General features: G+C 73.4%; 32 protein-coding genes. 15 read left to right on the top strand and 17 right to left on the bottom strand.

Annotation, left to right across the window (positions count from 1 at the left end; all coding sequences use genetic code 11):
* The 3 genes from BX266_RS34685 to BX266_RS34675 form a co-directional block, all read right to left on the bottom strand.
* The gene (locus tag BX266_RS34685) at positions 1 to 966 is read right to left on the bottom strand and encodes a sensor histidine kinase (RefSeq protein ID WP_099906513.1); all 966 of its coding nucleotides are present in this window, start codon (positions 964 to 966) and stop codon (positions 1 to 3) included.
* Entirely contained in the window at positions 963 to 1,763 is an 801-nt protein-coding gene (locus BX266_RS34680) for an MEDS domain-containing protein (RefSeq protein ID WP_180290722.1), read from the bottom strand. The genes BX266_RS34685 and BX266_RS34680 overlap by 4 nt, the downstream gene beginning before the upstream one ends.
* 100 nt (positions 1,764 to 1,863) lie before the next feature.
* Complete coding sequence (locus BX266_RS34675; protein WP_099906509.1) at positions 1,864 to 2,154, bottom strand: DUF427 domain-containing protein; 291 nt, start codon at positions 2,152 to 2,154, stop codon at positions 1,864 to 1,866.
* Positions 2,155 to 2,319: 165 nt separating this feature from the next.
* Between BX266_RS34675 and BX266_RS34670 the strand changes: the two genes are divergently transcribed.
* Both BX266_RS34670 and BX266_RS39095 read left to right on the top strand, forming a co-directional pair.
* Complete coding sequence (locus tag BX266_RS34670) at positions 2,320 to 2,664, top strand: PRC domain containing protein (protein WP_099906507.1); 345 nt, start codon at positions 2,320 to 2,322, stop codon at positions 2,662 to 2,664.
* A 148-nt stretch (positions 2,665 to 2,812) separates the two neighbouring features.
* Complete coding sequence (locus BX266_RS39095) at positions 2,813 to 2,980, top strand: hypothetical protein (RefSeq protein ID WP_180290721.1); 168 nt, start codon at positions 2,813 to 2,815, stop codon at positions 2,978 to 2,980.
* Here the strand turns inward: BX266_RS39095 and BX266_RS34665 are convergent.
* The 4 genes from BX266_RS34665 to BX266_RS34650 all read right to left on the bottom strand — a co-directional run bounded on the left by BX266_RS34665 (position 2,928) and on the right by BX266_RS34650 (position 7,410).
* Entirely contained in the window at positions 2,928 to 4,079 is a 1,152-nt protein-coding gene (locus BX266_RS34665; protein WP_099906505.1) for a MerR family transcriptional regulator, read from the bottom strand. The two genes, BX266_RS39095 and BX266_RS34665, sit on opposite strands and share 53 nt — an antisense overlap.
* Positions 4,080 to 4,116: 37 nt before the next feature.
* Positions 4,117 to 4,713, bottom strand: coding sequence for a sigma-70 family RNA polymerase sigma factor (locus BX266_RS34660; RefSeq protein WP_099906503.1), 597 nt, complete (start codon positions 4,711 to 4,713; stop codon positions 4,117 to 4,119).
* Positions 4,714 to 4,779: 66 nt separating this feature from the next.
* A complete protein-coding gene (locus BX266_RS34655; protein ID WP_099906501.1) occupies positions 4,780 to 5,265 on the bottom strand; it encodes a DUF427 domain-containing protein in 486 nt (161 codons plus the stop codon).
* A gap of 30 nt (positions 5,266 to 5,295) precedes the next feature.
* On the bottom strand, positions 5,296 to 7,410 hold the full coding sequence (locus BX266_RS34650; RefSeq protein ID WP_099906499.1) for a glycosyltransferase family 4 protein: 2,115 nt from the start codon (positions 7,408 to 7,410) through the stop codon (positions 5,296 to 5,298).
* Between the two features lie 191 nt (positions 7,411 to 7,601).
* Here BX266_RS34650 and BX266_RS34645 point away from each other — a divergent pair, with 191 nt between their 5' ends.
* Positions 7,602 to 8,969, top strand: a complete 1,368-nt coding sequence (locus BX266_RS34645) for a glycosyltransferase (protein ID WP_099906497.1) — start codon at positions 7,602 to 7,604, stop codon at positions 8,967 to 8,969.
* Between the two features lie 85 nt (positions 8,970 to 9,054).
* Here BX266_RS34645 and BX266_RS38195 read toward each other — a convergent pair whose 3' ends face one another.
* The 3 genes from BX266_RS38195 to BX266_RS34635 form a co-directional block, all read right to left on the bottom strand.
* On the bottom strand, positions 9,055 to 9,246 hold the full coding sequence (locus BX266_RS38195; protein ID WP_143687065.1) for a hypothetical protein: 192 nt from the start codon (positions 9,244 to 9,246) through the stop codon (positions 9,055 to 9,057).
* A gap of 30 nt (positions 9,247 to 9,276) precedes the next feature.
* Entirely contained in the window at positions 9,277 to 10,005 is a 729-nt protein-coding gene (locus BX266_RS34640) for an SDR family oxidoreductase (RefSeq protein ID WP_099906495.1), read from the bottom strand.
* Positions 10,006 to 10,170: 165 nt separating this feature from the next.
* Positions 10,171 to 10,704, bottom strand: coding sequence for a DUF4383 domain-containing protein (locus BX266_RS34635; protein WP_099906493.1), 534 nt, complete (start codon positions 10,702 to 10,704; stop codon positions 10,171 to 10,173).
* A gap of 273 nt (positions 10,705 to 10,977) precedes the next feature.
* Here BX266_RS34635 and BX266_RS34630 point away from each other — a divergent pair, with 273 nt between their 5' ends.
* Positions 10,978 to 11,211: a hypothetical protein gene (locus tag BX266_RS34630; protein ID WP_099906491.1), complete on the top strand. Its 234-nt coding sequence runs from the start codon at positions 10,978 to 10,980 to the stop codon at positions 11,209 to 11,211.
* Positions 11,212 to 11,298: 87 nt separating this feature from the next.
* Positions 11,299 to 11,805, top strand: a complete 507-nt coding sequence (locus tag BX266_RS34625; RefSeq protein ID WP_099906489.1) for a TspO/MBR family protein — start codon at positions 11,299 to 11,301, stop codon at positions 11,803 to 11,805.
* Between the two features lie 198 nt (positions 11,806 to 12,003).
* Here BX266_RS34625 and BX266_RS34620 read toward each other — a convergent pair whose 3' ends face one another.
* The 3 genes from BX266_RS34620 to BX266_RS34610 form a co-directional block, all read right to left on the bottom strand.
* Positions 12,004 to 12,738, bottom strand: coding sequence for an ATP-grasp domain-containing protein (locus BX266_RS34620; protein ID WP_099908636.1), 735 nt, complete (start codon positions 12,736 to 12,738; stop codon positions 12,004 to 12,006).
* A gap of 65 nt (positions 12,739 to 12,803) precedes the next feature.
* Entirely contained in the window at positions 12,804 to 13,586 is a 783-nt protein-coding gene (locus BX266_RS34615; RefSeq protein WP_099906487.1) for a maleylpyruvate isomerase family mycothiol-dependent enzyme, read from the bottom strand.
* A 78-nt stretch (positions 13,587 to 13,664) separates the two neighbouring features.
* A complete protein-coding gene (locus BX266_RS34610) occupies positions 13,665 to 14,258 on the bottom strand; it encodes a DinB family protein (protein ID WP_099906485.1) in 594 nt (197 codons plus the stop codon).
* A 169-nt stretch (positions 14,259 to 14,427) separates the two neighbouring features.
* Between BX266_RS34610 and BX266_RS34605 the strand changes: the two genes are divergently transcribed.
* Positions 14,428 to 15,612, top strand: a complete 1,185-nt coding sequence (locus BX266_RS34605) for a cytochrome P450 (RefSeq protein WP_259464997.1) — start codon at positions 14,428 to 14,430, stop codon at positions 15,610 to 15,612.
* 229 nt (positions 15,613 to 15,841) lie between these two features.
* On the opposite strand, the gene BX266_RS34600 is transcribed toward BX266_RS34605, so the two are convergent.
* A complete protein-coding gene (locus tag BX266_RS34600) occupies positions 15,842 to 16,348 on the bottom strand; it encodes a hypothetical protein (RefSeq protein ID WP_099906481.1) in 507 nt (168 codons plus the stop codon).
* Between the two features lie 215 nt (positions 16,349 to 16,563).
* Entirely contained in the window at positions 16,564 to 17,124 is a 561-nt protein-coding gene (locus tag BX266_RS34595; RefSeq protein WP_099906479.1) for a hemerythrin domain-containing protein, read from the bottom strand.
* Between the two features lie 340 nt (positions 17,125 to 17,464).
* Here BX266_RS34595 and BX266_RS34590 point away from each other — a divergent pair, with 340 nt between their 5' ends.
* The 9 genes from BX266_RS34590 to BX266_RS34550 all read left to right on the top strand — a co-directional run bounded on the left by BX266_RS34590 (position 17,465) and on the right by BX266_RS34550 (position 24,498).
* The gene (locus tag BX266_RS34590; protein ID WP_099906477.1) at positions 17,465 to 18,649 is read left to right on the top strand and encodes an alcohol dehydrogenase catalytic domain-containing protein; all 1,185 of its coding nucleotides are present in this window, start codon (positions 17,465 to 17,467) and stop codon (positions 18,647 to 18,649) included.
* 32 nt (positions 18,650 to 18,681) lie between these two features.
* Complete coding sequence (locus tag BX266_RS34585) at positions 18,682 to 19,698, top strand: SDR family oxidoreductase (protein WP_099906475.1); 1,017 nt, start codon at positions 18,682 to 18,684, stop codon at positions 19,696 to 19,698.
* Positions 19,699 to 19,785: 87 nt separating this feature from the next.
* Positions 19,786 to 20,247: a hypothetical protein gene (locus tag BX266_RS34580; RefSeq protein ID WP_099906473.1), complete on the top strand. Its 462-nt coding sequence runs from the start codon at positions 19,786 to 19,788 to the stop codon at positions 20,245 to 20,247.
* A gap of 96 nt (positions 20,248 to 20,343) precedes the next feature.
* Entirely contained in the window at positions 20,344 to 21,264 is a 921-nt protein-coding gene (locus BX266_RS34575; protein WP_180290720.1) for a LysR family transcriptional regulator, read from the top strand.
* Between the two features lie 183 nt (positions 21,265 to 21,447).
* Complete coding sequence (locus BX266_RS34570) at positions 21,448 to 22,302, top strand: inositol monophosphatase family protein (protein WP_099906471.1); 855 nt, start codon at positions 21,448 to 21,450, stop codon at positions 22,300 to 22,302.
* A gap of 41 nt (positions 22,303 to 22,343) precedes the next feature.
* Entirely contained in the window at positions 22,344 to 22,940 is a 597-nt protein-coding gene (locus BX266_RS34565) for an NADPH-dependent F420 reductase (RefSeq protein WP_099906469.1), read from the top strand.
* Between the two features lie 288 nt (positions 22,941 to 23,228).
* Entirely contained in the window at positions 23,229 to 23,711 is a 483-nt protein-coding gene (locus BX266_RS41310) for a hypothetical protein (RefSeq protein ID WP_107490740.1), read from the top strand.
* Entirely contained in the window at positions 23,653 to 24,072 is a 420-nt protein-coding gene (locus BX266_RS34555) for a VOC family protein (protein WP_099906467.1), read from the top strand. Before BX266_RS41310 ends, BX266_RS34555 begins: the two co-directional genes overlap by 59 nt.
* A gap of 9 nt (positions 24,073 to 24,081) precedes the next feature.
* Complete coding sequence (locus BX266_RS34550; RefSeq protein WP_099906465.1) at positions 24,082 to 24,498, top strand: hypothetical protein; 417 nt, start codon at positions 24,082 to 24,084, stop codon at positions 24,496 to 24,498.
* Between the two features lie 248 nt (positions 24,499 to 24,746).
* Here BX266_RS34550 and BX266_RS34540 read toward each other — a convergent pair whose 3' ends face one another.
* Positions 24,747 to 25,073, bottom strand: coding sequence for a DUF1330 domain-containing protein (locus tag BX266_RS34540; protein ID WP_099906463.1), 327 nt, complete (start codon positions 25,071 to 25,073; stop codon positions 24,747 to 24,749).
* A gap of 250 nt (positions 25,074 to 25,323) precedes the next feature.
* A complete protein-coding gene (locus BX266_RS34535) occupies positions 25,324 to 26,016 on the bottom strand; it encodes a response regulator transcription factor (protein WP_099906461.1) in 693 nt (230 codons plus the stop codon).
* Positions 26,017 to 26,019: the final 3 nt, after the last annotated feature.

Raw genomic sequence — 26,019 nt, 5'->3', positions numbered from 1 at the left:
TTATCCGAGCAGCCTGGTGTGCAGCCGGATGGTGGTGCCGGCCTCCGCTGTGGAGCGGATCTGAACGAGGTCGCAGAGCTGCTGGACGAGCCAGAGCCCGCGACCGCCGACCTGGTCCACGGTGGGCCGGAGCCGGCCGACCAGCGGGTCCTGGAGGTGGCCGGAGTCGTGGAACTCGCAGATCAGGTCCGCGCCTTCCACCCAGGTTCGCAGGACGCCCCGGCCGCCGCCGTGCTTGATGCTGTTGGCGGCCACCTCGGAGGCGGCGATCAGCAGTTCGCGCAGGCGGGCACCGTCCAGACCGTGCCGGGTCCCGCAGGCGGTGATGTGGTCGCGCACCGCCTGGAGCAGCCCCCGCTGGTAGAAGAGCTCCTGGGGCGTGTCGACGGCGGGGGCGAGCGCGGGGAAGGCGAACGGCTCGTCGAGGTACGAGTGGTTGGGGCCGTGGGCCCCTTCGCTGAGGAGCAGGGGGTGGCAGCGCCGCGCCGACTCGATCGCGGCGGGCTCCAGCACGGCGGTGTCGTACGGACACAGCAGCCACCAGGCGGGCGACTGGGCGAAGGCGAGGTTCAACAGCCACTCGTGGTACCCGAACTCGCTGCTCTCCGCCGGGGAGACCTCGTTCCACGCGGACTCGCTGATGCCGCGGACCGGATTGCCCTCCGCAGCCTTGGAGACCCAGTCGCGCCAGGCGGGGATCAGCCGCCCGGGGTTCCGGCCGAGGGCGGCGGTGTCCAGGAAGGTCACGCCTTCGGCGGCCTCCGTACCCTCCAGTTCGGTGCGCAGCATCCGCTCCTTCGGCTCCGCGACCGCCACCAGGACCAGCTCGCTTCCGGCGTGGGCGTCGTTGATGAAGGACATCGCACCGTCGAGGAACTGCGCGTCCCCGTCGTAGGGGTACAGCTCGTGCCGGAAACCGGAGTCCTGCGCGGGGGCTTCCGGGCGCGTCGTGCTGTTCTCGCTCACGGTGCCAGCTCCACGGGGATCTGCGGGACGTCATAACCGAGCAGCGACCAGCAGCGCCGGAACGTCTCGTCCGCGTTCTCGACCACGATCCGGCGGCCGGGGGTCTCGCATGCCGCGTCGACCAGGGCACGCATCCCTGCCGCGTCCACCAGTGCGAGGTCCTCGCAGCGCAGCCGCACGGTGGCGGAGCGGGCGACGAGTTCTTCGAGAGCGGTCCGGAAGGTCTCGGCGCCTTCGAAGTCCACCACGCCGCTCACGCTCCAGCAGTCCGTTCCCGCGCTGTACATCCGAAAACCTGGCATCTCCGCTCGTGTGCCCAGTCCGTGCGGATGCACTCCTACGGCCTGCTCCAGGGTGCCGGGCTGGAACCCGGAACGGTGGTAGGCGCACACGATGACGGCCGTTCTGGCCAACACCAGGTTGTCCATGTCCAGTTCGTGCCGGGCGATCTCCCGCGGGCTCACGCCACCGGGCCACACGCGGTCCATCCGGGCCAGTACCCGCAGTGCCCGGAAGCCTTGGCGGCTCGCGGCCTCCGCCTCCTGGCGCACCATGTCCAGCATGGTCGCCGCGCCCCACGCCGCCCCGCCCGCGCGCTCGGCGACGGGGTCGACCAGCAGACCCTGAGGTGCGCCGTCCGGCGACCACCGGGTGTCGGGCGCGCCGATGAGCAGCACCTTCTCACCGAAGAGGGCGCCGTCGGCGGCGAAGGCCCGGGCCGTCGCGGTGAAGTCGTCGTCGGGGCCGACCAGCCAACAGACGTGGTCGCCTGCCCCGACGGGATCAAGAGTCGGCACAGCACGTGCGTTCCTCACGCGCCCTCCCTCCGCCCCGACCTGCTGCGCAACCATCCTAACCGCCGCCGCCGACGGCACGGAGAAAGCGCCCGGCGCCGACCTACTCGGCCGTGCCGACGTCGACCCCGCGCCAGAAGGCGACCCGGTCCCGGACGTGCTCGGCCTCCGGCTTCGGCTCCGGGTAGAACCAGGCGGCGTCCGGGTTCTCGGCCCCGTCCACCGCCACCGTCCAGTAGCGGGCGGTTCCCTTCCACGAGCAGACCGTCGTGGTGTCGCTGGGACGGAAGTACTCCCGGTTCAGCGCCTCCGCCGGGAAGTAGTGGTTGCCCTCCACCAGCACCGTGTCCTCCGACTCCGCCAGCACCACACCGTTCCACACCGCGCGCACCATGCCTGCCCCGCCTTTCCCGTCCCGCTGATTCCGCTCTGACGCTCCGACAACTCCCCACGCTGCCCGAGCGTTCCGCCGGCGGACCGGTCACTGTCGAGGCATCGAAGCCCGGAAGACGGGTAACAGCGCTGGTGAAGCCGTACGTCAACGATCAGGGAGGCTGCCGTGGTTCGAGGAATCTGGGATTACGAGAGTGCGGAGGGGTACGCCGCGGGCGATGATCTGACGGGTTATCGGGTGGAGGCCTCGGACGGCCGGATCGGCAAGGTCGACAAGCACAGCGAGGACGTCGGCAGCTCCCACCTCGTGGTCGACACGGGTCCGTGGATCTTCGGCCGCACGGTCCTTGTCCCGGCGGGCATCATCAACCGGGTGGACCACAACGACAGGTCGGTGTGGCTGGACCGGACCATGGAGGAGATCCGGAACTCGCCCGCGTTCGATCCCGACGCGTCCGACAGCTCCGACCACCACCGGGCCGTCGGCGCCTACTACTTGGGAACCGTCTGAACCTCGGCGGCGCCGGGCCGTGCGGACCCCCGGGCGTTTTCGGTACGCCGTACCGGGCAGGCGCTGGAGCAGCCCGGCGTCGAACGGCCGGGGGGCCGTCGCGTCCGATTCGACGCTGCGGCGGCTCACGAGAGAAAGGACTCCCCCCGTGGCCTGGATCCTGCTCCTGATCATTGTGGCGATCGTCCTGGGCCTGCTCGGTGCTGTCGTCCACGGCCTCGGCTACCTGCTGGCCATCGGGATCGTCGTGTTCCTGGTCGCGCTCACGACGGGCGCGATCCGTGCCCGGAGTGCCCGCCGGAAGCCGACCCGCTGACCTGCCGGCCCGGCACCTGGACGTCCGCGGGCGAGGAGGAGTCACTGATGGCCTGCTCGATCAGGCCGAGTGCCGCTTCGAGGGTGCGCGGGCCGGCGAAGCGGCCGCCGCTCTCGTGACGTCTCCAGCCGGGGCCCGCCGGGATGACCCGGGGACCGCCGCGCGACCCGGCGGGTCCCCACTGCGCGTCGGCGACCTGCTGTGCCAGGGGCAGGTCGGCGGTGTGGTGGCTCTGCGACCAGAGCATCACCGCGGGCGGGCCGAGTCGGGCGACCGCGTCGAGCAGGGCCCGCGGCGGGACGGCGGCGCCGAGCATGCGGTACGGCAGTCCGCGCTCCGCCATCGCGGCTGCCACGGCTTCCAGCGGGAGCGTGTGCTCCTCCCCCGGCATGGCCGCGAGCAGCGCCGGCGGCGCCTGCACGAAGCGGGTGGGGGTGACGGCGGCGGTGCGCAGAGCCGCGGAGACGTGCCAGGACAGGAGGTGTTCCACCTCCACGTACTGCTCGGCGTCGGCGGCCCATTTGCGGCCGGCCGCGAACAGGGACGGCATCATGACCTCGGTCCACGCCCGGACCGCTCCCAGGTCGGCGAGGGCCAGGCGCAGGATCCGGGCGATCTCGGGCCCGTCGAGCCGTACGGCCGCGCGGGCGAGGCCGCGACAGGCGGGGCTCACGGTGCCCAGCGGGATGGCGCGGCTGCCGCCCGGGCTGCGGGCGGGCGCCGTGGCGGGGCCGCGTCGGCCGGTGGCGGATCCCGTGTCGTCGTCCGGGTGGCCGTGATCTGGAGTGCGGGTCCGGTCGCCGGCCGGGTCGCCGGTGTCCGGGCGGCTGGCCGAGCGCGCCGCCTTGGCGGCTTCGGCCGGCGGGATGCCGCGGGAGGTCAGCCGGCACATCTCGTCCAGCAGGGCGATGTCGTCCGGGCTCCAGCGCCGGTGTTGACCCGGGTCGCGGTGGGACGGTCCGATTCCGTAGCGGCGTTCCCAGGAGCGGATCGTCGTCGGCGAGACGCCCAGGCGGCGGGCGACCGCACCGGTCGAGACGCCGGCCGGCCCACCGGTCGGGGGCGAACCGCCTCCCGCCTGCGGGTTGTTCGCTGTCACGACGGCGGCCTTCCTTCGATGCGTGGGCAGGGTGACGTCATCCGGCGGGGAACGCGGTGCGGAGCCTCAGGAGCCCGTCGCGCATCCGGGTCTTGACGGTGCCCAGCGGGACTCCGAGGACGGCGGCGATCTGGCTCTGCGAGTAGCCGCCGTAGTAGGCGAGGACCAGTGCTTCGCGCTGCGCGGCGCTCAGCCCGGCGAGGGCGTGCCGGACGCGGGCGCTCTCCAGGATCCGTTCGGCCTCGTCGGCGGCCGATTCCGATCTCACCGGCTCCTCGCGGGTGACCCGTCGCTCGCGCTCGGAGGAGGCGCGGACCGACCTCACCCGGTCGACGGCCCGGCGATGGGCGATCGTGCAGATCCAACTGCGGACGGATCCGCGCTCGGGACGGTAGGCGCCCGCGGAACGCCACAGCTCCAGGAGGGCCTCCTGCGCCACTTCCTCGGCCTGGGCGGAGTCCCGGAGGACCTTCAGCGCGATGCCGTGGACGATCGGCGCGAGCGCCTCGTACAGGTGGGCGTAGGCGTCCCGGTCGCCGCGGGCCGTCCGCGCCGCGAGTTCCTGCAGCGACTCCGCGGCGGACGGCTCGGGGTGGGCCGGGAATCCTTCGAGGGTGATCGAGGTGGATCGCATAGGTCGAACGTGCCGCGATTCGACCGGGGCCTCCACTTGCAGCGTTCCTGCGTCGATTTGCCGGGGTCACCATCCGGCCGACCCGGGCATGCCCTTGAACGGCCCGACGATCTCGTCCGTGATCCAGCCGCCGTAGAAGTCGCCCTGCTGCGGTCGGACCGCCTCGCCGTCCACCTCGCACCGTTCGACCCGCTCCGGGTAGAACGCCAGGTGGTCCCGCAGGCGGCGGTAGTCCGGCAGCGGATCCGGGTAGCTCCAGGCCGCCCGGGGCGCGGCCCGGCCCCCGCTCTCCACGTCCCAGTACTGCGCGCGGCCCTTCCACTCGCACACCGTCGCGCCGCGCGCGGGCCGCAGGAGCGCGGTCCGCACGTCCTGCGGGGGGAGGTAGAACACCGGCGGGTGACTGGTCTCCAGGACGCGCAGGGCCCGCCGGCTGGACGCCAGGAGGCACCCGGCGAACCAGACCTCGACCAGGCGTTCGTCCGGAACCACGGCCGGTGGCCGCGGGTAGTCCCACACCGACTCGACGGCTCGTCCTGCGTGCTCCGCCATGATGGTTCGTCCTCTCTCGCTGGTGGGCGGTCAACCTCGGGGGTACGGCGGTGGCGCCGACCCCCCGTTGCGGCGCCGCCGTGGCACGGCGTCGGTGAGCTTGCGGTACTCGGCGACGAGGGCCTCCGCCATCGCGGAGGCGGAGAACCGCGCGCCGACGCTCCGCCGGCCCTCCAGGGCGATGCGCCCGAGCTCGCCGTCCTGCTCCCCCAGCACGGCGGCCAGCCCCTCCGCCAGCGCCGGGGTGGAGTCGGTGGAGAGCAGGAACCCGTTGACGCCGTGGCGGACGTAGTGCGGCACGCCGCCGCGCCGAGGTCCTGCGGCGGGAAGGCCCGAGTCCATCGCCTCCAGCACGGCGAGACCGAACTCCTCCTTGGCGCTGGGGCAGACGTACACGGCCCGGCCCGTCCAACGGCCGGATGCGAGGGCCGACTCGAGGACCCTGATCTGACGGTTCGGCAGGGCGGGCCACCGCGCCAGGTGCCGGCGGGCGTCCGGCCGGTCGGCGAGCAGTTTGTCGATGGCGTCCCGCATCTCGCGCTCGACGGGCGTGGAGGCGACCGCCGGCGATCCTCCGACCAGCAGGAGCGTGGTGACGCGGTACAGGCCGGAGTCGAGCCAGGCCTCCACCAGGCGGTCCTGCTGTTTGACGGGGTGCAGGCGTCCGACGCTCAGGATCAGCCGCATCCGGCGTGCCGCGGGATCGAGGCCGTCGGGGTGCTCCCCGCCTCGGAAGAGCCGGCGGATCAGGGCGCGGGCGTCCCTCTCGTCCCCCGAGCGCGGGGTGAAGGCTGGGATGCCCTCGGGGTGCGAGACCAGGCGGGGGGCGCCGTCGCCGGCGAGCACGGGGAAGTGCGCGGACAGCTCGGGTCCGCCCGGACGGCCGGGGATGGCGAGCAGCAGGTCGGCCCGGTCCACCAGGCGGTCGCCGAGGAAGATCCGGTGCAGGTCGAGGCGGAGGGCCGAGGCGGGTTCGCCGTGCGCTGCCGGTGGCACGCCGCGGTGGCGGTCGGCCATGACGCGATGCGGATCGGGCGTCACGGTGTACACGAATCGGGAGCCGCAGCGCCGTGCGGCGTCGGCCAGCGCCAGCGAGGAGTCGTCCGCGAAGCGGGCGTGCACCACGTCCGGCCCCGCTCCGGGGAGGCCGAGAAGACGGGCCGCCCACCAGGCGACGGAAGGACGGTGGTGCGGCGCGGAAGCCGGGTCGACGGGGTCGCCGCCGTACACCGGGATCTTCACCACCCAATGACCGGTGCCGAGTTGCTCGACGAGGGGTTGTCCGTGGCGGAGCTCGGCGACGTCCATCAGGACGACGGTCAGCACCCGCGCCACGTCCGCGGTGGCCGCCATGGCCGCGCCGAGTCCGGCGACCAGGACGCTCATTCCACCGCTGAGACCGGCTCCCGGCTCCCGCAGCCGTCCGGTCAGCATCGACTGGGCGACCACCAGCCCGGTCGCGGGCCGGGAGGGCAGGCCCCGGACGGCTCGCCGGAAGCGGGCGCCGACGGCCGAGCCCGGGTCGGCGCGCTCCCACGCCGCGGACAGCAGGATCTGCTCGTACGGGTCTGCCGCGGCGAACGGGCGCGCCGGGAGGACGCGCCACCCGTCGGGCACCCCGGAGAGGTACCGCAGGGCCGCGTGCCGCTCCTGCGGATCGCCGCTCCGTGCCCGGGCGGCGCACTCCGCGGCGCTCAAGGGGCGAAGGCGGTGGCTGTCCGCCAGGTCGAGCAGACACCCGGCCTCCGCCGCGGGCAGCGGCAGGACGAGTCGACTCCGCAGAGCAGCGGTGGCACGGTCGCGGTGGCCCGCGGCCACGGACTCCGCCCAGGCCTCGGCGAGCGCACTGCGCACGGCCGCCGGCCCGCCGGCGGCCGTCACCAGCCCGTACGGCGAGCCCGGGGCGCCGAGCCGGGCGGCCCGGCGCAGCGCGGCCGCCGAGCGATCGTCGGCGCCAAGGCCGTCGGCGGCGCGGCGGGCGGCTCCGTGCCCGTACTCCGCCCTCGCGAGCACCGACAGGAGGTCGTCGCCGGCCGGGAGCGGCGCACCGGGGTCCCACCAGTGGCGTCGGCACTCGGCCACCACGTCCCGCTGCGCCGCGGCGGCGCGGGCTGGGTCGGACGGGCTGCAGGTCTCACGAGCCATCAGGTGCGCCCTTCGTCGGTGGCACTGCCACTACCGGTTCGGAGCGGCTCGGCGGCCGGATGGAGCGAGTCGGCGACCGCCCCGCGCGAGGGCGCGTGCCATCATCGACACCAGCCGCGATCGCCCCGCAACGCGGTCAGTGGCGGCGCCGGCACCCCCGGCGGCGGACCGGGCGGGGAGCGGAGGATCTCGTGACCGACGTCGTGGTGATCAGCCCGCCGTTCCGCTCCCACGCCGCGCCGCTGAGCGTGCTGGGCGGGGCACTGGGCGCCGCCGGCGCCCGGGTCACCCTCGCCTGCGCACCGGACTTCACCGACCTGGCACAGCGGCACGGTTTGGCGTTCGCCGAACTCACCGTCACCCGCAACGCCAACAGCGGCGTCGCCGAGCGGACGGCGCAGGGACGTGCCGAGGCGGATCGGCTCCGGGAGTTCCTGGATGCGACCCGCGAGGGCGCCGTCCCGGCCCTGCTCACCCAAGCGCGGCACCGGGCCGCGGACATGCTCGCCGACCCGGACCGCATTCTGCGCGAGATCCGCGACCTCGACCGGACCGCGCGCCCCGACTGGTACCTGGTGGACCAGCTCAGCTATCCGGTGACCCTCGCCATGCACTGCCTGGGACTGCCGTACGCGACGTTCTGCCCGGGCCACCCCAGCTACCTCCCCGCGGGGCCCGAAGCGTACTTCGGGCTTCCGTACGCCTGGCCGGACCCGCTCCGCCCCGCTCCGGAACCGCTCGCCGAACTGCGGACCGCCGTGGAAGCCAACGACCGGGCGTTCACCGAGGCGTTCCGTCGCGTGTGCGCGCGGCACGCGCCCGGAATGCCGCCGCCCGCGCGCGCCTTCGCGCTCTGCTCACCCCACGCGGTGGTGTTCAACTACCTCGACCTGCCGTGGCTCCCGCCCGCCCCCGCCGGCCCCGAGCACATCTACGCCGGGCACTGCTCCGCCGTGTCCGGGACCGCGGGCCTCGACGACTCCTGGCAGGCCACCGTCGACCGGCTGACCGCCGGCGGACGCCGACTGGTCCTGGTCGCGTTCGGCACCTTCCTGTCGGCCCGCTCGGACGTCCTCGCCACCGTCGCAGAAGCCGTTCTCTCCCGCACCGACGCCTCGGTGATCGTCGCGGCGGGCGACCGGGTGGACGAACTCCTCCGTTCTCCGGGGCTGGCCCACGCCTCGCCGAACCGCCTCCGCGTGGCCGGAGTGGTGCCCCAACTCGACCTCCTCGGGCACACCTCCGTGATGGTCCACCACGGCGGCAACAACTCGTTCGGTGAATGCGTCGCGGCAGGCGTGCCCGCGCTCGCGCTCCCGTTCTCCAGCGATCAGTTCGCCATCGCCCACGACCTGGAACGGGCCGGCCTGGGCCTCGCCGAGGACCCGAACCGACTGGACGTCGAGACCGCGGGCTCCGCCCTGCGCCGGTTGCTGACCGCGGACCGGCGCGAGCACCGGACCAGACGCACCGAGGCCCGCGCCGCGGGACCCGAGTACGCCGCGGAACGCCTGCTCCTCGCGATGCAGGACGTTTCGCGCCCGCCGCAGACCCCGTAGGCGCCAGCCCGGTTCGGACCACTGCGGCATCAACTCCGCCGTCCGGCCGAGCAGTTCGCGGCCCGTCGACGCTTGCGCGGCACCGTCACCGGGTCCGGCGCTGCCCGGGCAGGCCGAGGCGGTTCATGGCCGCCTCCAGGCGGGCGAGCATCGGCTCGTCCGCGACCTCCTCCAGCGCGAGCAGGAGGATCTCGACCGTCACCGGGTCGTTGTTCGCCACGGCCAGCGAAATCCGGTCGACCAGGTCTCGCCGCGGGGCGCTGCACCGTATGGACACCGCTGTCAGATCCCTTCTCGTTCTTCCGGTTCATCCCGCCACGGGGCGCGCGGCGCCCACGACCACGGGCCGCCCCACGTCCTCGGGATCGGGCCGCACCAGCGAGGCGCCGCCGAGGAGGCCGTCCAGGATGGCGTCCGCCCACGGCCCCGGGTCGCTCCCCGCGGGCAGCCGCGGCGGCCGCCCGGCGACGGCGCGTTCGGCGAACCCCGTCCGGAGGTGCGGAGGACGCGCGTCCAGAACGGTGACCCGGTTCCTCCGCTGCTCGACCCGCACGGTGTCCAGCCATCCGGCCAGCGCGCTCTTCGACGCCCCGTACGCGCCCGCGGTGGCGGTGGGGCGCTCGACGACGATCCCCGTGACGGCGCCGACCGCGCCGCCGTCGCCCAGGACCCGCAGGGCGCCGCGCAGGACGGCGATCGGGGCGAGCGTGTTCACGGTGAACAGGTGCTCGTCGATCTCGGCGGAGGAGTCCTCGGCGCGCGCGAAGGCGGCGGACCCGACGGCGACGAGGACGGCGTCCAGACCACCGAGGCGGGCGGCCGCCTCCGCTGCGAGAGCGGTACAGCGCTCCAGGTCGTAGGCGTCGAAGGCGAGTGTCCGCGGGGCGCGGAGGCGGCGGCCGATCGCCGCCAGCCGTTCGGTGTCACGCCCCGCCGGAACCACCAGCGCTCCCTGCTGCGCCGCCCGGGCGGCGATCCGGCTGCCGAGCTCGCCGGTGGCGCCGACGACCAGCAGCCGCGCATCCGTGGCATCCATCGCGTCCCTCTTCCCGGTGGACGGCCGCTCGGTCCCGGGGACCGGACCAGCGGTGTGTCGAAGGGCTCTCTCAGGAATTTCGTTGCCGGCCGTCAGCCGGATGGCGCTCCTTCGCCGTCCGGCTGCGGACCTCGCGACCGGGTCGGTACCCGTCGAGTGCTGCGCTCATCGCGCCGGACCGGCGATCCCCGGGCGGGGGGCCGGACCGTGGACCTCCCCGGCCGGCAGGCGCTGTGCCGTTTCGGGGTGACGGTGCCGCCAGTAGGGGTTGTCGCGCGGGAGGTTCCCGCTGACCCTGCCGTACATTCCGAAGGTCGCGATGACGAAGCCCATGACGAAGCTGAAGATCACGTTGGGGATCCGGAACGCCAGCACGTTGGCCCCCGAGTCCAGCAGCGCCAGGTTGACGAAGCCGCTGAGGACGAACAGGGTGCCCACCACGATGTTGATCGTCGAGGCGGTGTTGCCGCCGACGACGGCGCCGGCGATCAGGACCACCGCGGTGACGATCGAGATGAGGCTCAGCAGTCCGTTGCTGGACAGCCCGGCCACGCGTTCGCCGGTGGTGCTGAAGAAGGCCAGACCGTCGGTCAGGCCGAGGCAGCCGAAGACCAGCAGCACCACGCCGCACAGGCCGGCGCCGATCCGGTAGACCCGTGCGAGACGGTGATCGACAGGAAGCTCGTCGCGGAAATCCATGACAGCTCTCCATTCGCTCGGCAGGCGGGCTCCCGCCTGCCCCTCCAGCGTCGGCAGCCGACCACCCGACCGACAGTCGCAGCGTTCACGCATCGCTTGGGCCGGCCGACCCGTCCGCCCGGCGCCCGCCGCTGCGGGGGCGGATCCGCTGCGGAACCGCTGCACCGTGCGCCGAGGCTCACCGGAACCGGACACTTGAGGCAGCCGGTGAAGCCGGTTCCCGAGCATCGGCTCCGCAGGTCGCAGGCTCATCGCCGCAGAGCGGAGGTTCCCATGAACCCGAACGACACGCCCGCACCGTCGAATCCCGTCCCCGCCGCCCCCGAGCGGCCGCTGCCGACCGAGACGCCGGAGTGCGAAGCCTCCACCAGCCACGGGATCTCGATCCCCGAACCGGTCGAACTCCGTACGGCGTGGCCGAGTTGGATACCCCTGCTGGTGATCGGAATCGTGGCCGCCAGCTTCCTCGGGTTCGCGGTCGCCCGGATCCTCGGCTGGGGCTCCTGAGAACCGGGCACCCGGCCCGCCGATTCGGCGGGCCGGTCGGCGTGTCCCGGAGGCACTGAATTCCGGGCGACGGGGAAGGTGCAGGCCATGAGGATCATCAGCGAGAAGTCCACGACCCCGTCCGGCCGCCGGTGGCCCGCCTACGCCGCCACCGCGGCGGCGGTGACGGCCACCGCGGTGCTCGGCGCCCGAGCGGTCGACCCCGACAGCACCTGGTACCGCTCGCTCGCCAAACCTCCGTGGCAGCCGCCCTCCTGGGCGTTCGGCGCCGTGTGGACACCCCTCTACGCCTCGATCGCCTGGGCCGGCGGCCGTGCCCTGGCCGCCGCAGAAGGTCGCGACCGGGCAGCGCTCGCCACGAGCCTGGGCGTCAACCTGGGCCTGAACAGCGCGTGGAACTGGCTGTTCTTCCGGCGACAGAGCCCGGCCGCGGGCCTGGTCGGCACCTCCCTGCTGGACGTCAGCAACGCCGAACTGATCCGACGCACCCAGCGCACCGACCCGACCGCCGCTGCAGCCCTGCTGCCCTACGCCGCCTGGTGCGTCTTCGCCACCGCCCTCAACGCCGACATCGCCCGCCGCAACTCCCGTTGACCCGGCGTCGCCCCCGCCCTGCGCCGGACAGCCATCGCAGTCGACGACCGGCGTCACCGTGCCCCGCATCGCCCGTGCGCACCCGGGCCGGTCGCGCGCGACACTGTCGCAGCAGCGAGCCGAGCGGCTGCCCACGGGCTTCGCCCGAGGCTGATGCCGAGCCGACTGCCGGCCTCTGCGGCAACCGCTCGGGCGACCTCACCGTTCGAACGCCAGGTCGCGTGGCCGCAGGTGCTCGCGTGGGCCCGCCGCCCGCAGGACCACGTCCAGCACCCGTGCCGGGTCGGCGGCGTAGGCGTGCGAGAACCACGCCATGTTGGCCTCCACCACGGCCCAGCGGTGGCCCGGGCGGTACGGGTCGAGGAGCTGCCCGACGTCCACGACGACGGCGCTCGGCAGGGTGTGTCCCGCAGTGGCGACCAAGTGGTCGGTGAACTCGGTGATTTCGGCGGCGGTGGCTCGGTCCCCACGGTCGGTGCCGAGCGGGCGCGGGTCGAGCCGGCCGAACACCGCGTACCGGGTCGCCGCGGCGATCCGGCCGTCCAGCAGGAACAGCCGGTACTCGGCCGCGAAGGTCACCACGTCGGACAGCAGCACCGGGGTCGCCGGGTCCAGGGCGGAGGACAGCCGGGAGCCGTCGGTGTGGATGTCGGCCGGGAAGGACTTGTCGCGGGGCGGTTTGACGAACGTCGGCCGGTCGATCGCCCGGGCGTCCGCGACCGTGGCCGCCCGGATCTGACGGCCGGTGAACTGCTCGGGCAGCTCGGCGAGCCAGTCGTCCGTGGGCTCCAGCAACGCGAAGCCCAGTCGGCCGGCCAGCCGCGCTCCCGCGACCGGCCCGCCGTACCAGTGGGCGGGGCCGGTCAGCCCGGCCTCCTCCGCGGCCCGGACCGGGATCCCCCGGGCTGCCGCCTCGACGGCCAGCAGTTCCATGGTCGACGTCCGGCGACCGGGCATGACCAGCACCGCGCGTCCCTCCCTCACGCCCTCGCCGCGTTCTAGTTCTCCGGCTCCCAGGCGCGCAGCAGGTCGAGCAGGCCGGCGTCGCCGTCGACGTGCAGGGAGTCGGCCTTGACGCGGTCGTACAGGTAGAGGACCAGTTCACTGGCCGTGCCGTGCACGGAGACGCCGGCCGCGTCCGCCTCGCCGGCCGCGGGGATGCGGGCGGAGCGTGCACCGTCGCCGTCGACGGTCAGCCGCCAGGAGCGGCCCTCGGCGGCCTGGAAGTCGAAGGTCGCGGGCTTGTGCGGCCAGGCGGTGCGCGACGCCACGCAGGTGAACAGGAACTCCTCCACGCCGTCGAGGGCGACGTCGCCCGGCAGCGGCTCGGCAGTGCCGGCGGCGAGCTGGGCGTCGTAGGTGTGCACCGCACTCTCCTGGACCCGGTGCCGGGCGACACCGCCGGAGCTCCGCGGCGTCTGCAGGTCGCTCCACCACGCCCAGCAATCGCTGTCCGGGCCCGCCTCGCGCAGGGCGCCCAGCAGGAGCTCCGTCGACGCGGCCAGCCAGTCCAGCAGGGCCTCGCGCTCCCGCGGCAGCTCCAGGGCGGCACGCGCGGCGGCGGCCTCGGCCGGCGGACCGTCGGCGGGCCCCGCGCCGACGATGGCGGCCCAGAAACGGTCTCCCCCGCCCAGGTGCTTCACCAGGTCGAACAGCGTCCACTCGGGGCAGCTCGGCACCTGCGCGTCAAGGCTCGGCGCGGCGGCGACCGCGGCGCGGAAGGCAGTTGACCGTTCGTCAATCAGCTGCAGCAGCGCGGGGAACTCAAGATTCTTTTCCACGTCGGATGTCTACCACCCTGCTCCGGTGATCGGACAGCGAATTACCGCTCCCGTCGGTGCGCGTCGCCTTCCGCGAACTCAGCCCTCCTTGGCCTGGGCCTCCTTGGCGGACGCCTCCAGCCGGTTCCAGTAGTCCTGGTACCAGGCCTCGTCGCCGCCGTCCATGTTGCTGCTGTCGGCCCGCATGCCGACCTTGCCGTCGATCAGTTCGCGGACGATGTCGGCGTGGCCGGCGTGGCGGTTCGTCTCGGCCGTCATGTGGAGCATGATCCGCTGCAGCGTCGCGTCTCCATTGTCACCCCACCATGCGACGTGGCCCATCGCGTCGAGCGGCAGCGCCTCGATCGTCGCGTCCGCGTGCGCCCAGGCGCGGTGGTAGAGGCCGACAACGTCCTCGCGGGACTCGTCGGCGGTCGCCCACATGTCGGAGTTGGGCTCGGCGCCGTCCTCGTGCCACGGGAGGGCTTCGCCGTGCGGGCGGCCGAAGGTCGGGCCGAAGTAGCCGAGTTCGACGCTGGCCAGGTGCTTGACGAGGCCGAGCAGGTTGGTGCCGGTCGGCGTCAGGGGGCGGCGGAGGTCGTACTCGGACAGTCCTTCGAGCTTCCAGACGACGGCTTCGCGGGCCGCCCTGAGGTAGCGGTGCAGGTCGTCCTTGGGATCATTCGGCTTCATGGGAGGGAGTCTCGCACCGTCACCGACGCCCCGTCGCGTGAGTTCACGACGAGCTGCCCGGCGGCCGCTCTGCGGACTGATCCGGCCCCTGGAAACGGGGAGCAGTCCCCGTTTGATAGGGTCGGCCACAACCGGGGACCACTCCCCGTTTCCACAGGGGGGAACGCCCGTGCCTGCTCCGACGCTCCAGGACCTGGCCCCCGCGGGCCTCGACGTCACCACCGACCCGTACCCGGTGTACGCGGCGCTCCGTGCCAAGGGGCCGGTCCACCGGATCCTCGTCCCGGGGGCCGGAGAGGCCTGGCTGATAGTCGCCCGCGACGAGGCCCGCGCCGCGCTCACCGATCCCCGGCTCAGCAACGACATCCGGCACTCCTCCTCGTGGGCCGACGACGGCGGCCACGCCATCGGCGTCAACATGCTCCAGAGCGACGCGCCGCGGCACACCCGACTGCGCGGGCTGGTCGCCCGGGAGTTCACGGCCGGCCGGATCCGGGCGCTGCGCCCGCGCATCCGGGAGATCGCCGGGACGCTGCTCGGCGCGCTGCCCACCGGAGGCTCCGTCGACCTCGTGGCCGCGTACGCGCTGCCGCTGCCGATGACCGTCATCTGCGAACTGCTCGGCGTGCCGGATCCGGACCGCGACGCCTTCCACGCCTGGTCGGCCGAACTGGTCGCGCCCAGCTCGGCCGAGGCAGCCGGCGTCGCGGTCGGTGCGATGACCGACCGTCTCACGGCGCTCGTCGAGGAGCGCCGGAGCGACCCGCGCGGGGACCTGCTCAGTGCGCTCGTCTCCGCGCCGGCCGACGGACTGTCCGCCGAGGAACTGCTCGGGATGGCGTTCCTCCTCCTCGTCGCGGGCCACGAGACCACCGTGAACCTCGTCTCGGGCACGGTCCTCGCCCTGCTCACCCACCCCGAGCAGTTCGCCGCCGTCCGCGCCGATCCCGGCCTGGTCGACGCCGCCGTCGAGGAGACACTCCGCCACGACGGCCCGGTGGAGTCCACCGCGTTCCGCTTCGCCACCGCGCCGGTGCGGATCGGCGACACCACCGTCCCGGCGGGCGACAGCGTCCTGGTCTCCCTGGCGGCGGCCTCGCGCGACCCGCGCCACTTCCCCGACCCTGACCGGTTCGACCTCCACCGCGCGCCCGTCGGCCACCTCGCGTTCGGCCACGGGATCCACCACTGCCTCGGCGCCCCGCTCGCCCGGGTCGAAGCCGCCGTCGCGGTCCGCACCCTGATCGAGCGTCATCCCGGCCTGGCCCTCGACGCCGACCCGACGGACCTGGAGTGGCGGCCGAGCACCATGCTGCGCGGGCTGACGCGCCTGCCGGTGCGGCTCCACGGGTGAGCGTGCGGGTTCGGCCGACCGCGTAGGGCAGTCCGCGGAACCCGCACGGACGACCCCAGGAGGTCACGGGCAGGGGGACGCCGCCGGTGGCGCGGGAGGGCCCGAGGATCGGCGAGGTCCCCATCGCGTGCTGGGAACGGCACGGGCCCGGAGCGGGGGCCGGCTCGGACCGAGCCGGCCGGGAACATCCCGCACAGGGTCGGCGTGTGGCGCAGCGCGCCCGACGGGGCTAGGCCGGTGCGGTCGCGGTGCCCAGCAGCTCGGCGAGCGCGGACCGGTGCCGTGCGGCCACCGATTCCAGCAGATCGGGGTGGCGCAGCAGCACGGCGGCTTCGGACTCGTGGGCGCCCGGGTGGGTCAGCCGCCGCAGACCGTCGGGGCGGGTGTCGGAGCGGCCCGCCGACTGCTGGTGGGCGCGGGCGGCGAGCGCGGGATCGGCGAGCAGGCAGGCGGCCCAGCTGACGACGGTCTCGTCCACCCAGGTGCGCCACGCGCTGTCCTCGGCGCCGCTGTCGTGGCCGGTGAGCAGGTCGAGGCCGTCGGAGCCGCCCGGGCCGAGCAGGTGCAGCAGTTCCACGTCCACGGCCGTGGGGTAGCGCAGCTGGGCGGCGAGCTCGGCGGCCTGGCGGGCCTGCGCTGCGGCGAGTGCCGCGTTCAGTGCGCCCGTCGGCGGCGGGTAGGCGGCCAGCAGCCAGCGGGCGCTGGCGGCTATGACGGGGGTCAGGTCGGTGGGCACGGCGATCGGCCCTCTCAAGGCGGGCTCGCCGGTGTCCGCGGTGGGGGCGGTGCGAGCTGCTCGGTGGCGGGGCCGCGCTGCCCCGCTGCTGGCCGACCAGTGTAGGCAGCAGGCCCCCGCGCGCGGAATGACGCGCGTCACGGCCGGCCCGACAACCCTCCGGGGCCGCCCCGCGGACGCGGGGCGGCCCCGGAGGGGAACGCTCGTGCGAACGATCAGGACTTGCCGCGCCCGCTGACGAAGTCCCGGGCCCGGTCGACCAGTCCCGCGCCCGGCGCGAGCAGCTTGCTGGCCGTCGGGCTGCTCGGGGCGGCCGGGTGCGGGCGGGTGGGAGCCATCGACTTGGCGCGGCGGACCTTGTCGCCGAGGTCGTTCAGCTGCTCCGGCGTACAGGCCATCGCCAGCATCGGGAACAGGTTCTGCTCCTCGTCCTGCACGTGCGCCGACACCTCGTCCATGAGCTGGTGCAGCAGCGGGGTCATCTGCGGGTCGCCGGTGTCCATCTGCTCCAGCTTCTTGAGCATCTTCTCGACCTTGGCGTGGTCCTCGATCTCCTTGTCCGCGAGCCCGTCCCCGCCCTGGACGTGCTCGCGCACCGCCGGGTACAGGTACTGCTCCTCGGCGACCGAGTGCCGCACCAGCTCGATGGTGACCTCGTCCACCACGTCGCGCAGTCCTTGCCCGCCGCCCGTCATCGTCCGGATGCGGGCGAACATCTCCTCCACCTCGCGGTGGTCGGCCTTCAGCTCCTCGATCACGTTTCCGCCGTGGCCCATCACGCGCCTGCCTCTCCTCGTGCCGGCCAGGACCCTCCCGGCCCGCTCGCGCAGTCGTCCCCGGCACGGGCCGGTCGGCCCGGCGCGCCGCCAAGACCTCACCTGATCGGCGGCGCGCGGGCGTCGGCGAACCCGCCCCCGCACACGCTGCGCCTCGTGCGTGTGCCCCGTTCACTCCACCGCACGCACGACACGACCCGCACGACACGACCCGCACGACACGACCCGCACGACACGACCCACCCGGCGCGGGCCGCCGACCCCTGTTTTCGAAGCCGCCGGCCGGGCAGCCGCCCCACGCAACAGCCGAACGGCGCGAAGAGCGAGCGAGGTGGCACTGATGAAGGCCCTGACCTGGCAGGGAAAGCGGGACGTGCGCGTCGAAACGGTGCCCGACCCGACGATCAAGGATCCGACCGACGTCATCGTCAGCATCACCTCCAGCGGCCTGTGCGGATCCGACCTGCACCTCTACGAAGTCCTCGGGCCCTTCCTGGAGGCGGGCGACATCCTCGGCCACGAGCCGATGGGCGTGGTGCAGGACGTCGGGCCCGACGTCACGGAGGTCGAGGCGGGCGACCGGGTCGTCGTCCCGTTCAACGTCTCCTGCGGAACCTGCCGCACCTGCAGCGACGGCCTGCACTCCCAGTGCGAGACCACCCAGGTCCGCGACTACGGCAACGGTGCGGCCCTGTTCGGCTACACCAAGCTGTACGGCCAGGTCCCCGGCGGCCAGGCCGAGCTGCTCCGGGTCCCGTTCGGGAACAACCTGCCCGTCAAGGTGCCCGACGGACCGCCGGACGACCGCTTCGTCTTCCTCTCCGACGTCCTGCCCACCGCCTGGCAGGCCGTCGCGTACGCCGACGTCCCCGCCGGCGGCAGCCTGGTCGTGCTCGGCCTCGGACCGATCGGCGACATGGCCGCCCGGATCGCCCTCCACCGCGGCGCCGGCCAGGTGATCGGCGTGGACCTGGTGCCCGAACGCCTCGACCGCGCCCGGGCCCGCGGAGTCACCGCGCTGAACCTCGCCGAGCACGGCAAGGACCTCGCCGAGGTGATCCGCGATCTCACCGACGGCCTCGGCCCGCACGCCGTCATCGACGCCGTCGGCATGGAGGCCCACGGGTCGCCCGGAGCCGGACTCGCCCAGAAGGCGACCTCGCTCCTGCCCGGCCGGCTCGCCGCCGCCCTGATGGAACGCGCCGGCATCGACCGGCTCCACGCCCTCCACCTGGCCATCGACATCGTGCGCCGCGGCGGCACCATCTCCGTCTCCGGCGTCTACGGCGGCCAGACCGACCCGCTGCCGCTGCTCACCATGTTCGACAAGCAGATCCAGCTGCGGATGGGCCAGGCCAACGTCCACCGCTGGGTGCCGGAGATCCTCCCGCTGCTCCTGGACGGCGACCCCCTCGGCGTCGACGACTTCGCCACCCACCACCTCCCGCTCGCCCAGGCGCCTGAGGCGTACGAGATGTTCCAGAAGAAGCAGGACGGCGCCGTCAAGATCCTCTTCCACCCCTGACCCGCACCGCCCACGACGGTGGAGGCCCACCCATGGCACACCCCTCCCGTCGGCGCCCATCCCGCCGACGCCCCGCCCCGGCCGACCGGCCCACGAGCACCGCGTCCCCCGGCCCCGCCCGGACCGCGCTGGTCACCGGCGCGTCCCGCGGGCTCGGCCTGCTCATCGCGCGGGAACTCGCCGGCCGCGGGTACCGGGTGATGCTCTGCGCCCGCGACCGGGACGAACTGCGCCGGGCCGAGCGGCGCCTGGCCGCTGACGGCGCGTCAGTCGCCTCCGTCGCCTGCGACATCACCGACCCCGGAGCGCCCGAGCAGCTCCTGGCCGCCGTCCACGACCGGTTCGGCCCGCTCGACCTGCTCGTCAACAACGCCGGCATCATCCAGGTCGGACCGTTCGACGCCCTGCGCGAGCAGGACTTCCGGCAGGCCATGGAGACCATGCTCTTCGCGCCGCTGCGCCTCACCACCGCCGCCCTGCCCGACCTGCGCCGGACCGGCCACGGCTCGATCGTCAACATCACCTCGATCGGCGGCCGGGTCCCCGCCCCGCACCTGCTTCCCTACGTGGCCGCGAAGTTCGCCGCAGCCGGACTCTCCCAGGGCCTCCGCGCGGAGCTCGCCGGAAGCGGGGTCTCCGTCACCACCGTCGTACCCGGTCTGATGCGCACCGGCTCCCACACGGCGGCAAGGTTCCACGGCCGGGCCGCCGCGGAGTACTCCTGGTTCGCCGCGGCCGCCTCCCTGCCCCTGCTGTCGATGGACGCCGAGCGGGCCGCCCGCGCCATCGTCCGCGCCGCCGAACGCGGCCGCCCCGACCTCGTCCTCACCCCCGCGGCCCGGATCGGATCACGCTTCCAGGGCCTGGCCCCCGCCACCACCACCAGACTCCTGACCCTCGCCGCCCGCCTTCTCCCCCGCACCGGCCCCCGTCCGGCCCACGACGTCCCCGGCGCGGAGGCCGCCCGAACCGCCCCCCTCCCGTCCTGGGTCACCACCCTCGGCGACTGCGCAGGACACCGCTTCGGCGAGCCCCCCGCCGCCACCTGACCGTCCTGCCGGTCGGTAAAACGATCGAGGAGGAGCGGCCGGGCGTGGCACCATCAGCGCCATCAACCGGCCCTGGAACAGGAAACGATGACGATCAGCAGCACCGCCGAAGAACTCTGCGCGGCCGTCCTGGAGCATTCACGGCAGTGCGCGGAAGACCCGTCCGACGCGGCGCGCGTCGTTCAGCTGGCCGAGCGGATCCGGAGCCTGGCCCTGGCATACGGCGAAGCCGTGCACGCCGAAGCCGGGTGGGGGAACCCGCTTCTCGCCATCAGCGCCGAGAGCACGGACGAGGACGTGCCCCTGGAGGTCAGCAACGAGACGGAACCGAACGACCGCCGCTGGATCTCCGTGGTGGAGAACAACGCGCTCCTCGTCAACGATCCGGACTCCGTCGTCCGGCTGGCCCGGGAACGCACCGGGCGCGATCTCGAAAGCCTGGAGGAAGCCGTGCTCGCCCTGTGCGCCGAGGACGGATGGAAGCCCCACCAGTACCCCGGAAACATCATCGAGCTGGACTGGCGGTCGACCGACACCTGCACCGGCTAGGTGTGTTGACCTGAAGCGTTGTTGACGCGGCTGATCGGGGGTTGGCGGACAGAACCTAACAACGAGTGCATGCTTCCCGCTCCTATAGTGACCGCCATGCAATTGGATTTGAACCTGCTCACCGCCTTGGACGCGCTGCTGGAAGAGGGCAGCGTGGCCGGGGCCGCAGACCGGCTCCACGTCACCGCGCCGGCGATGAGCCGCTCGCTGGGCCGCATCCGCAAAGCCACCGGCGACCAGATCCTGGTCCGCACCGGGCGCCACATGACGCCCACCCCTCGCGCCCTGGCCATGCGCACCGAGGTCCACGTCCTGGTGCAGCAGGCCCACCAGTTGCTGTCCTCCCGTCCGGACCTCGACCTGGCGGGACTGGAGCGCGTGTTCACCGTCCGCCTGCACGACGCCCTCACCACCGCCTGCGGGACCGCTCTCGTCGCCGCGATGCACCGCCAGGCCCCGAGGGCGAAGATCCGTCTCACGGTCGAGCCCGGCCACGACACCCCCGAGCTGCGTCGCGGCGAGGTCGACCTGGCCTCCAGCGCCGCACCGCCGTCCCGGCCCGACATCCGGCACCGCCTCATCGGCCAGGACCGGATCATCCTCGCGGTCCGGGCGGGCCATCCGCTCACCGAAGGGCCGGTGACCGTCGCGAGGTACGCGGCGGCCGACCACGTGACCGTCTCCCGGCGCGGAAGCCTGCACGACCGGGTCGACGAGGTCGTCGCCGCCCTCGGCCACGAGCGCCGCGTCACCGTCTCCGCCCCCGCGACGGACACCGCGCTGCAACTCGCCCGTGACACCGACGTCGTGGTCACCCTCCCCGAAGCGGTCACCCGCTCCGCCCGCGACCAACTCGGCCTGGTCATGCTGGCGTTGCCGTTCGACCTGCCCCCTGTGCCGCTCTATCTGCTCTGGCACCAGCGCTACGACGACGACCCCGCTCACACCTGGCTGCTCGACCTGGCGACCCGGACCCTCCAGGACCTGTTCGCCGCTCCGGACGCTTCCGGCCAGTAGCGTCCCGGCGGGGCGTCCCCGGCTCGGGAAGGCGGCGGGTTCAGTTGCACGAGAGTCATCCCAGCAGTGAATGACATGCACTTGATGTTAATGATCGGTGTCTCTACCTTCGAAACGCAGGCGAGAACAGAGCACAGTTCGCCCAGTCCGCCTGATCCCGCTTCCACAGACAGGAGCACCACCATGCCCGAGCCGATCCGGACGGCCGAATCCGCCTCACCCGCCAACGCCAACGCCGCACCCGCCGGCTCCGCGTCCGGCGCCGACCTGCTCGCCCGGACTGCCGACGCCGTGCGCGCGGCAGGCGCGGTGCTGCGGGAGCGCTTCGGCGACGTGGTCCCGTACCGGACCCGCGAAGAGTTGATGGGTGCGCTGGCCGCCAACGATGCCGCGGCCCTGGAGGTCCTGCGCCCCGCCCTCGCGCGCCTCCGCCCGGACGCCCGCTTCGTGGAGGACGAGCTCGCGGGCGGAGCCCTGCCCTCCGGGGAGTGGTGGGTCGTGGACCCGGCCGAAGGCAACGTCAACCACCTGCACGCCCTGCCCGAATGGGCGGTGACCGCCACCCTCGTGCGCGACAACCGGCCGGTGCTCACCGCGGTCCACCTGCCCCTGACCGGCGAGACCTACACCGCGCTCGCCGGCGCCGGCGCCCACCTCGACGGCCACCCGCTGCACGTGTCCCGGACCACCGACCTCGCCCTGGGCCTGGTGGCCACGAGCCAGGCCAGGCCGGACGAGAACGAGGAGGTCGTGCGGCGCATCGGCTCCTCCATCACCGCGATGCTCCTCGACGCGCTCGTGGTGCGCACCTCCGTGCCCGCGACCCTGCACCTGCTGAACGTGGCGGCCGGCCGGATCGACGCGTTCTGGCAGTTCGCCGGCGCCCGGGCCGACCTGCTGCCCGGGGCACTGCTCGTCACCGAGGCCGGCGGGGCGGTCTCCGACGCCGAGGGCCGCCCCTGGACCCCGCAGAGCGACACCTTCCTCGCTGCCGCGCCCGGCGTCCACGCCCGAGCCGTCGCCACGCTCTCCCGCTGACCCCGCACCACCACCCGCACGCCCGGAAGGAACAGAACAACATGACCACGATCGCCGTTCTCGGAAACGGCCGCGTCGGCGGCAACCTCGCCCAGGCACTCGTCCGGGCAGGCCACGAGGTGACCGCAGTGGACCGCGAGCCGGGCGCCGCCGCCGACGCCGCCCGCACCGCCGAGGTCGTCATCAACGCCACCCCCGGCGCCGGCTCGCTGGAGCGTCTCACCGCGCTGCGCGAGGAACTGCGCGGCAAGATCCTCGTCGACGTCTCCAACGCCACCACCGACGGACCGGACGGACTGCCCGCCGACCTGATCCACCCCGGCTCCAGCCTGGCCGAGCAACTCCAGGAAGCGCTCCCTGAAACGCACGTCGTCAAGACGCTCAACACGATGCTCTTCCCGGTGATGACCGCACCCGCCGCTCTCGCCCAGGCGCCGACCGCCTTCCTCTCCGGCAACGACCCCCGGACCAAGAAGACCGTCCGCGAACTGCTCACCGACCTCGGCTGGCAGCAGGAGTGGATCACGGACCTCGGCGGGATCGAGACCGCCCGCGCCACCGAGGCCGCCGTCCTGTTCGTCCCCCACGTCATCCGCGCCAGCGGCTTCACGCCCTTCGCCGTCTCGATCAGCCGCTGATCGCCCGGAGCGCGGCTGCACTCGTCGCCGACCCGGTCCGCACCAGCCTCCCCGGCCTGCCCCCGCGTTCCGTCGCGTTCGGCAGTCGCCGCACCACCGGCGAGTTGGCCCGGGCCTGCGCGGCATCCAGCCGTGGGGAGGTGACTTCGCGTCGGCCGCCACGCCGGCGACGCCGTCCGACGCCTTCGCGCACGTCCCGCGAGAGGCGGAACCCACGGCATTGACCACCGATCACACGGCGATACGCCCGCGCGCTGGCGAAGGCTGCGGCGAGTCGCGGCAGGATCGGTGGCCACCGCGCTGCTCGGCACCGCCGCCGCGGTACTGCCGGCCGCACCCGCGCACGCGGCAGGGCCGGGGCAGTTGATCTACGTCACCAACCAGAACACCAACTCCGTCGCCGCCGTGGACTCGGCGACCGGCGCAACGGTCGCCACCGTCCCCGTCGGCACCTCGCCGACCAACCTGGGGCTCACCCCCGACGGCTCGCAGATCATGGGTCGCCAACAGCGGCAGCGCCTCCGTGTCGCCCTGTCCGGCATCGGCGAGCAGGGAGTACGGGCGGCCCAGGAGCTCCGCGGCGAACGCACCCGGCAACTGCAGTCCGTGCTCGACCGCGCCCGGGGACGCGGCGGGCCCACGGCAACATCGCGTGTCGGTCACCGACTGGGTGAGGCATGGAGGTGTCGGGACATGCCCTCGGAGGCATTCCTTGTCAGTCGAGTTGAACCACACGATCGTCCACGCCCGGAACAACCGGGAGTCCGCTGAGTTCTTCGCGGACCTGCTCAACCTCGAAACCACCGCCGAGTGGGGACCGTTCATCGCGGTCGGCCTGAGTAACGGCGTCACACTGGACTTCGCCACCGTCCCCGCGGACAGCATCACCCCCCAGCACTACGCCTTCCTGGTCTCCGAAGAGGAGTTCGACGCAGCGTACGCGCAGATCCAACAGCGCGGCGTGGAGCACTACGCCGATCCCCGACGGCAGCAACCCGGCACGATCAACCACAACGACGGCGGTCGCGGCGTGTACTTCATGGACCCGGCGGGCCACGCCATGGAACTCATCACCGTGCCGTACGGCGGCCGGCGGGCACCGGCAGCACCGAACACCGGGGCTCGGAGCTAAGCTCAGGCGATGGACATCCGGACGAGCATCGCCCAGCTGACCGAGGAAGCCGAGCGCGAGATCCACGACGGGGGGTGGGAGGTCGCGGAGGGGGAGCGGCTGCTGGCCCGCAAGGTCGCCGACGGCCTCACCGAGGCCGTCGACGTGCCGACCGATCGTCAGGACCTGTCGGAGACTGTGCGCCTGGAGGACCTGCGCGAGGCCATCGCCGTCGTGGCGATCACCCTCGCCCGCACCCACGGCCACCTCGCCTGGTTTCTCGGCAACGCCGGCACCGCACTCTCCCCCGTCCTGCACTGGCGCTCCCTGCCCGCCGACCCCGAGCATGCCTTCGGCACCATCGTCCCCACCCCCAGCCAGTTCACCGATGCCGAAGTGGCCGTCCGCCAGCTGCGCGACACCCTCATCCGCATCGCCGGCACCTGATCGGCTTCCCCCACCTGCTTCATCAGGCGCCGCCCGGACGGCGATCATCCGCGGGCGGAGCGGACCTCCACTGCGTCCAGCAGCAGGCCCATCACGAACTCGAACTGATCGTCCTGGTCGGCCTGCGCCAACTTTCCGCAATCAAGGCACCCGCACACCCTGCGCTTGGTCGAGTTCCCCCACGGCCGCACACGTGCCCGGCGCGACCGCGCGTGTGCACGACGTCCGGCGCCGCCCGGAACAGCCGGTCAGTGCTCCAGCATGTCCGCGCCGCGGTAGCCGGTCGGGACGCCCTCGACGAGGACGATGTCCGCGACCATCCTGCGGGTGCGCAGGGGCAGGATCTCCTGGTAGGCGGGCGAGTCCCACCAGGCGCGGGCCTGCGCGAAGTCGGGAAACTCGATGACGATCGTGCCGCTCTGTCCCCAACTGCCCTCCACCGTCTCCAACTTGCCGCCGTGGACGATGAAGCGCCCGCCGAAGGGCTCCAGGGTGGCGTCGATGCGCTCGAGGTACTCGATGATGTCGGGGCCGAACTCGACCGAGTGGACCTGGGCCAGCGCGTAGGCGGTCATCTGCTGCTCCTCGAAGCGTCGCGGGTCGTTGCTCTCTGACGCCTTGACGGTAGGCCCGCGGCCCCGCCGGGCGAATCAGTCACCTATCGGCAACTCGCTGAAAATGCCCGGCATGGAACGACGGACCGGGGGCAGGCGTCGAGTGCGGCGGACGAGGGCCCGGCCGATTCCCCCCTGAGGCCGGGCCCCCGCCGCACTCCCCCGTCCAAGTCCCGACGGGCGCGGCCACCGCCGCCGACGCCGACGCCGTTCACTGCGTTCCCGGGGCGAGTCCGGCCCGATGGGCGAGGACGACTGCCTGGACGCGGTCGCGCAGGCCGAGTTTCGCCAGGATGCGCGACACGTAGGTCTTGACGGTCTCGGGCGTGATGAACATCGCGGCGGCGATCTCCGCGTTCGACAGTCCCTCGGCGACCAGCCGGAACACCTCGAGCTCACGGGGGGTCAGCAGGCCGACGACGTCCGGCCCGGCGGCCCGGGAGGCGTCCGGCGGCCGCAGGTGCCGGGCGAAGTGGCCGATCAGGTGGCGGGTGACGGCGGGCGCGAGCAGGGCCTCGCCGCGGGCGACGGTCCGGATGCCGTTGACCAGTTCTGCGGGGCGCGCGTCCTTGAGGAGGAACCCGCTCGCTCCGGCGCGCAGCGCGTCGTAGACGTGGGCGTCGACGTTGAAGGTGGTGACGACCAGGACCTTCGGAGCGCCGTCGGCGTCGGGACCGGCCAGTAGGCGGGTCGCCTGGATGCCGTCGAGCAGCGGCATCCGGATGTCCATGACGACGACGTCGGGGCGCAGTTGGCGCGCGGCCCGGACGGCTTCGTGGCCGTTCTCGGCCTCCCCGACGACTTCCATGTCGGGCTGCGCGGAGAAGATGGTCACGTAGCCGGTGCGCACCAGGGCCTGGTCGTCGCAGACGAGCACGCGGATCGGTGGCGGCGCATCGTTCACGGG

Source organism: Streptomyces sp. TLI_171 (assembly GCF_003610255.1).
GTDB lineage: Bacteria > Actinomycetota > Actinomycetes > Streptomycetales > Streptomycetaceae > Kitasatospora.
Note: the sequence above shows the minus strand (reverse complement) of the source record. Positions and strands in the feature narration are given on the sequence as shown.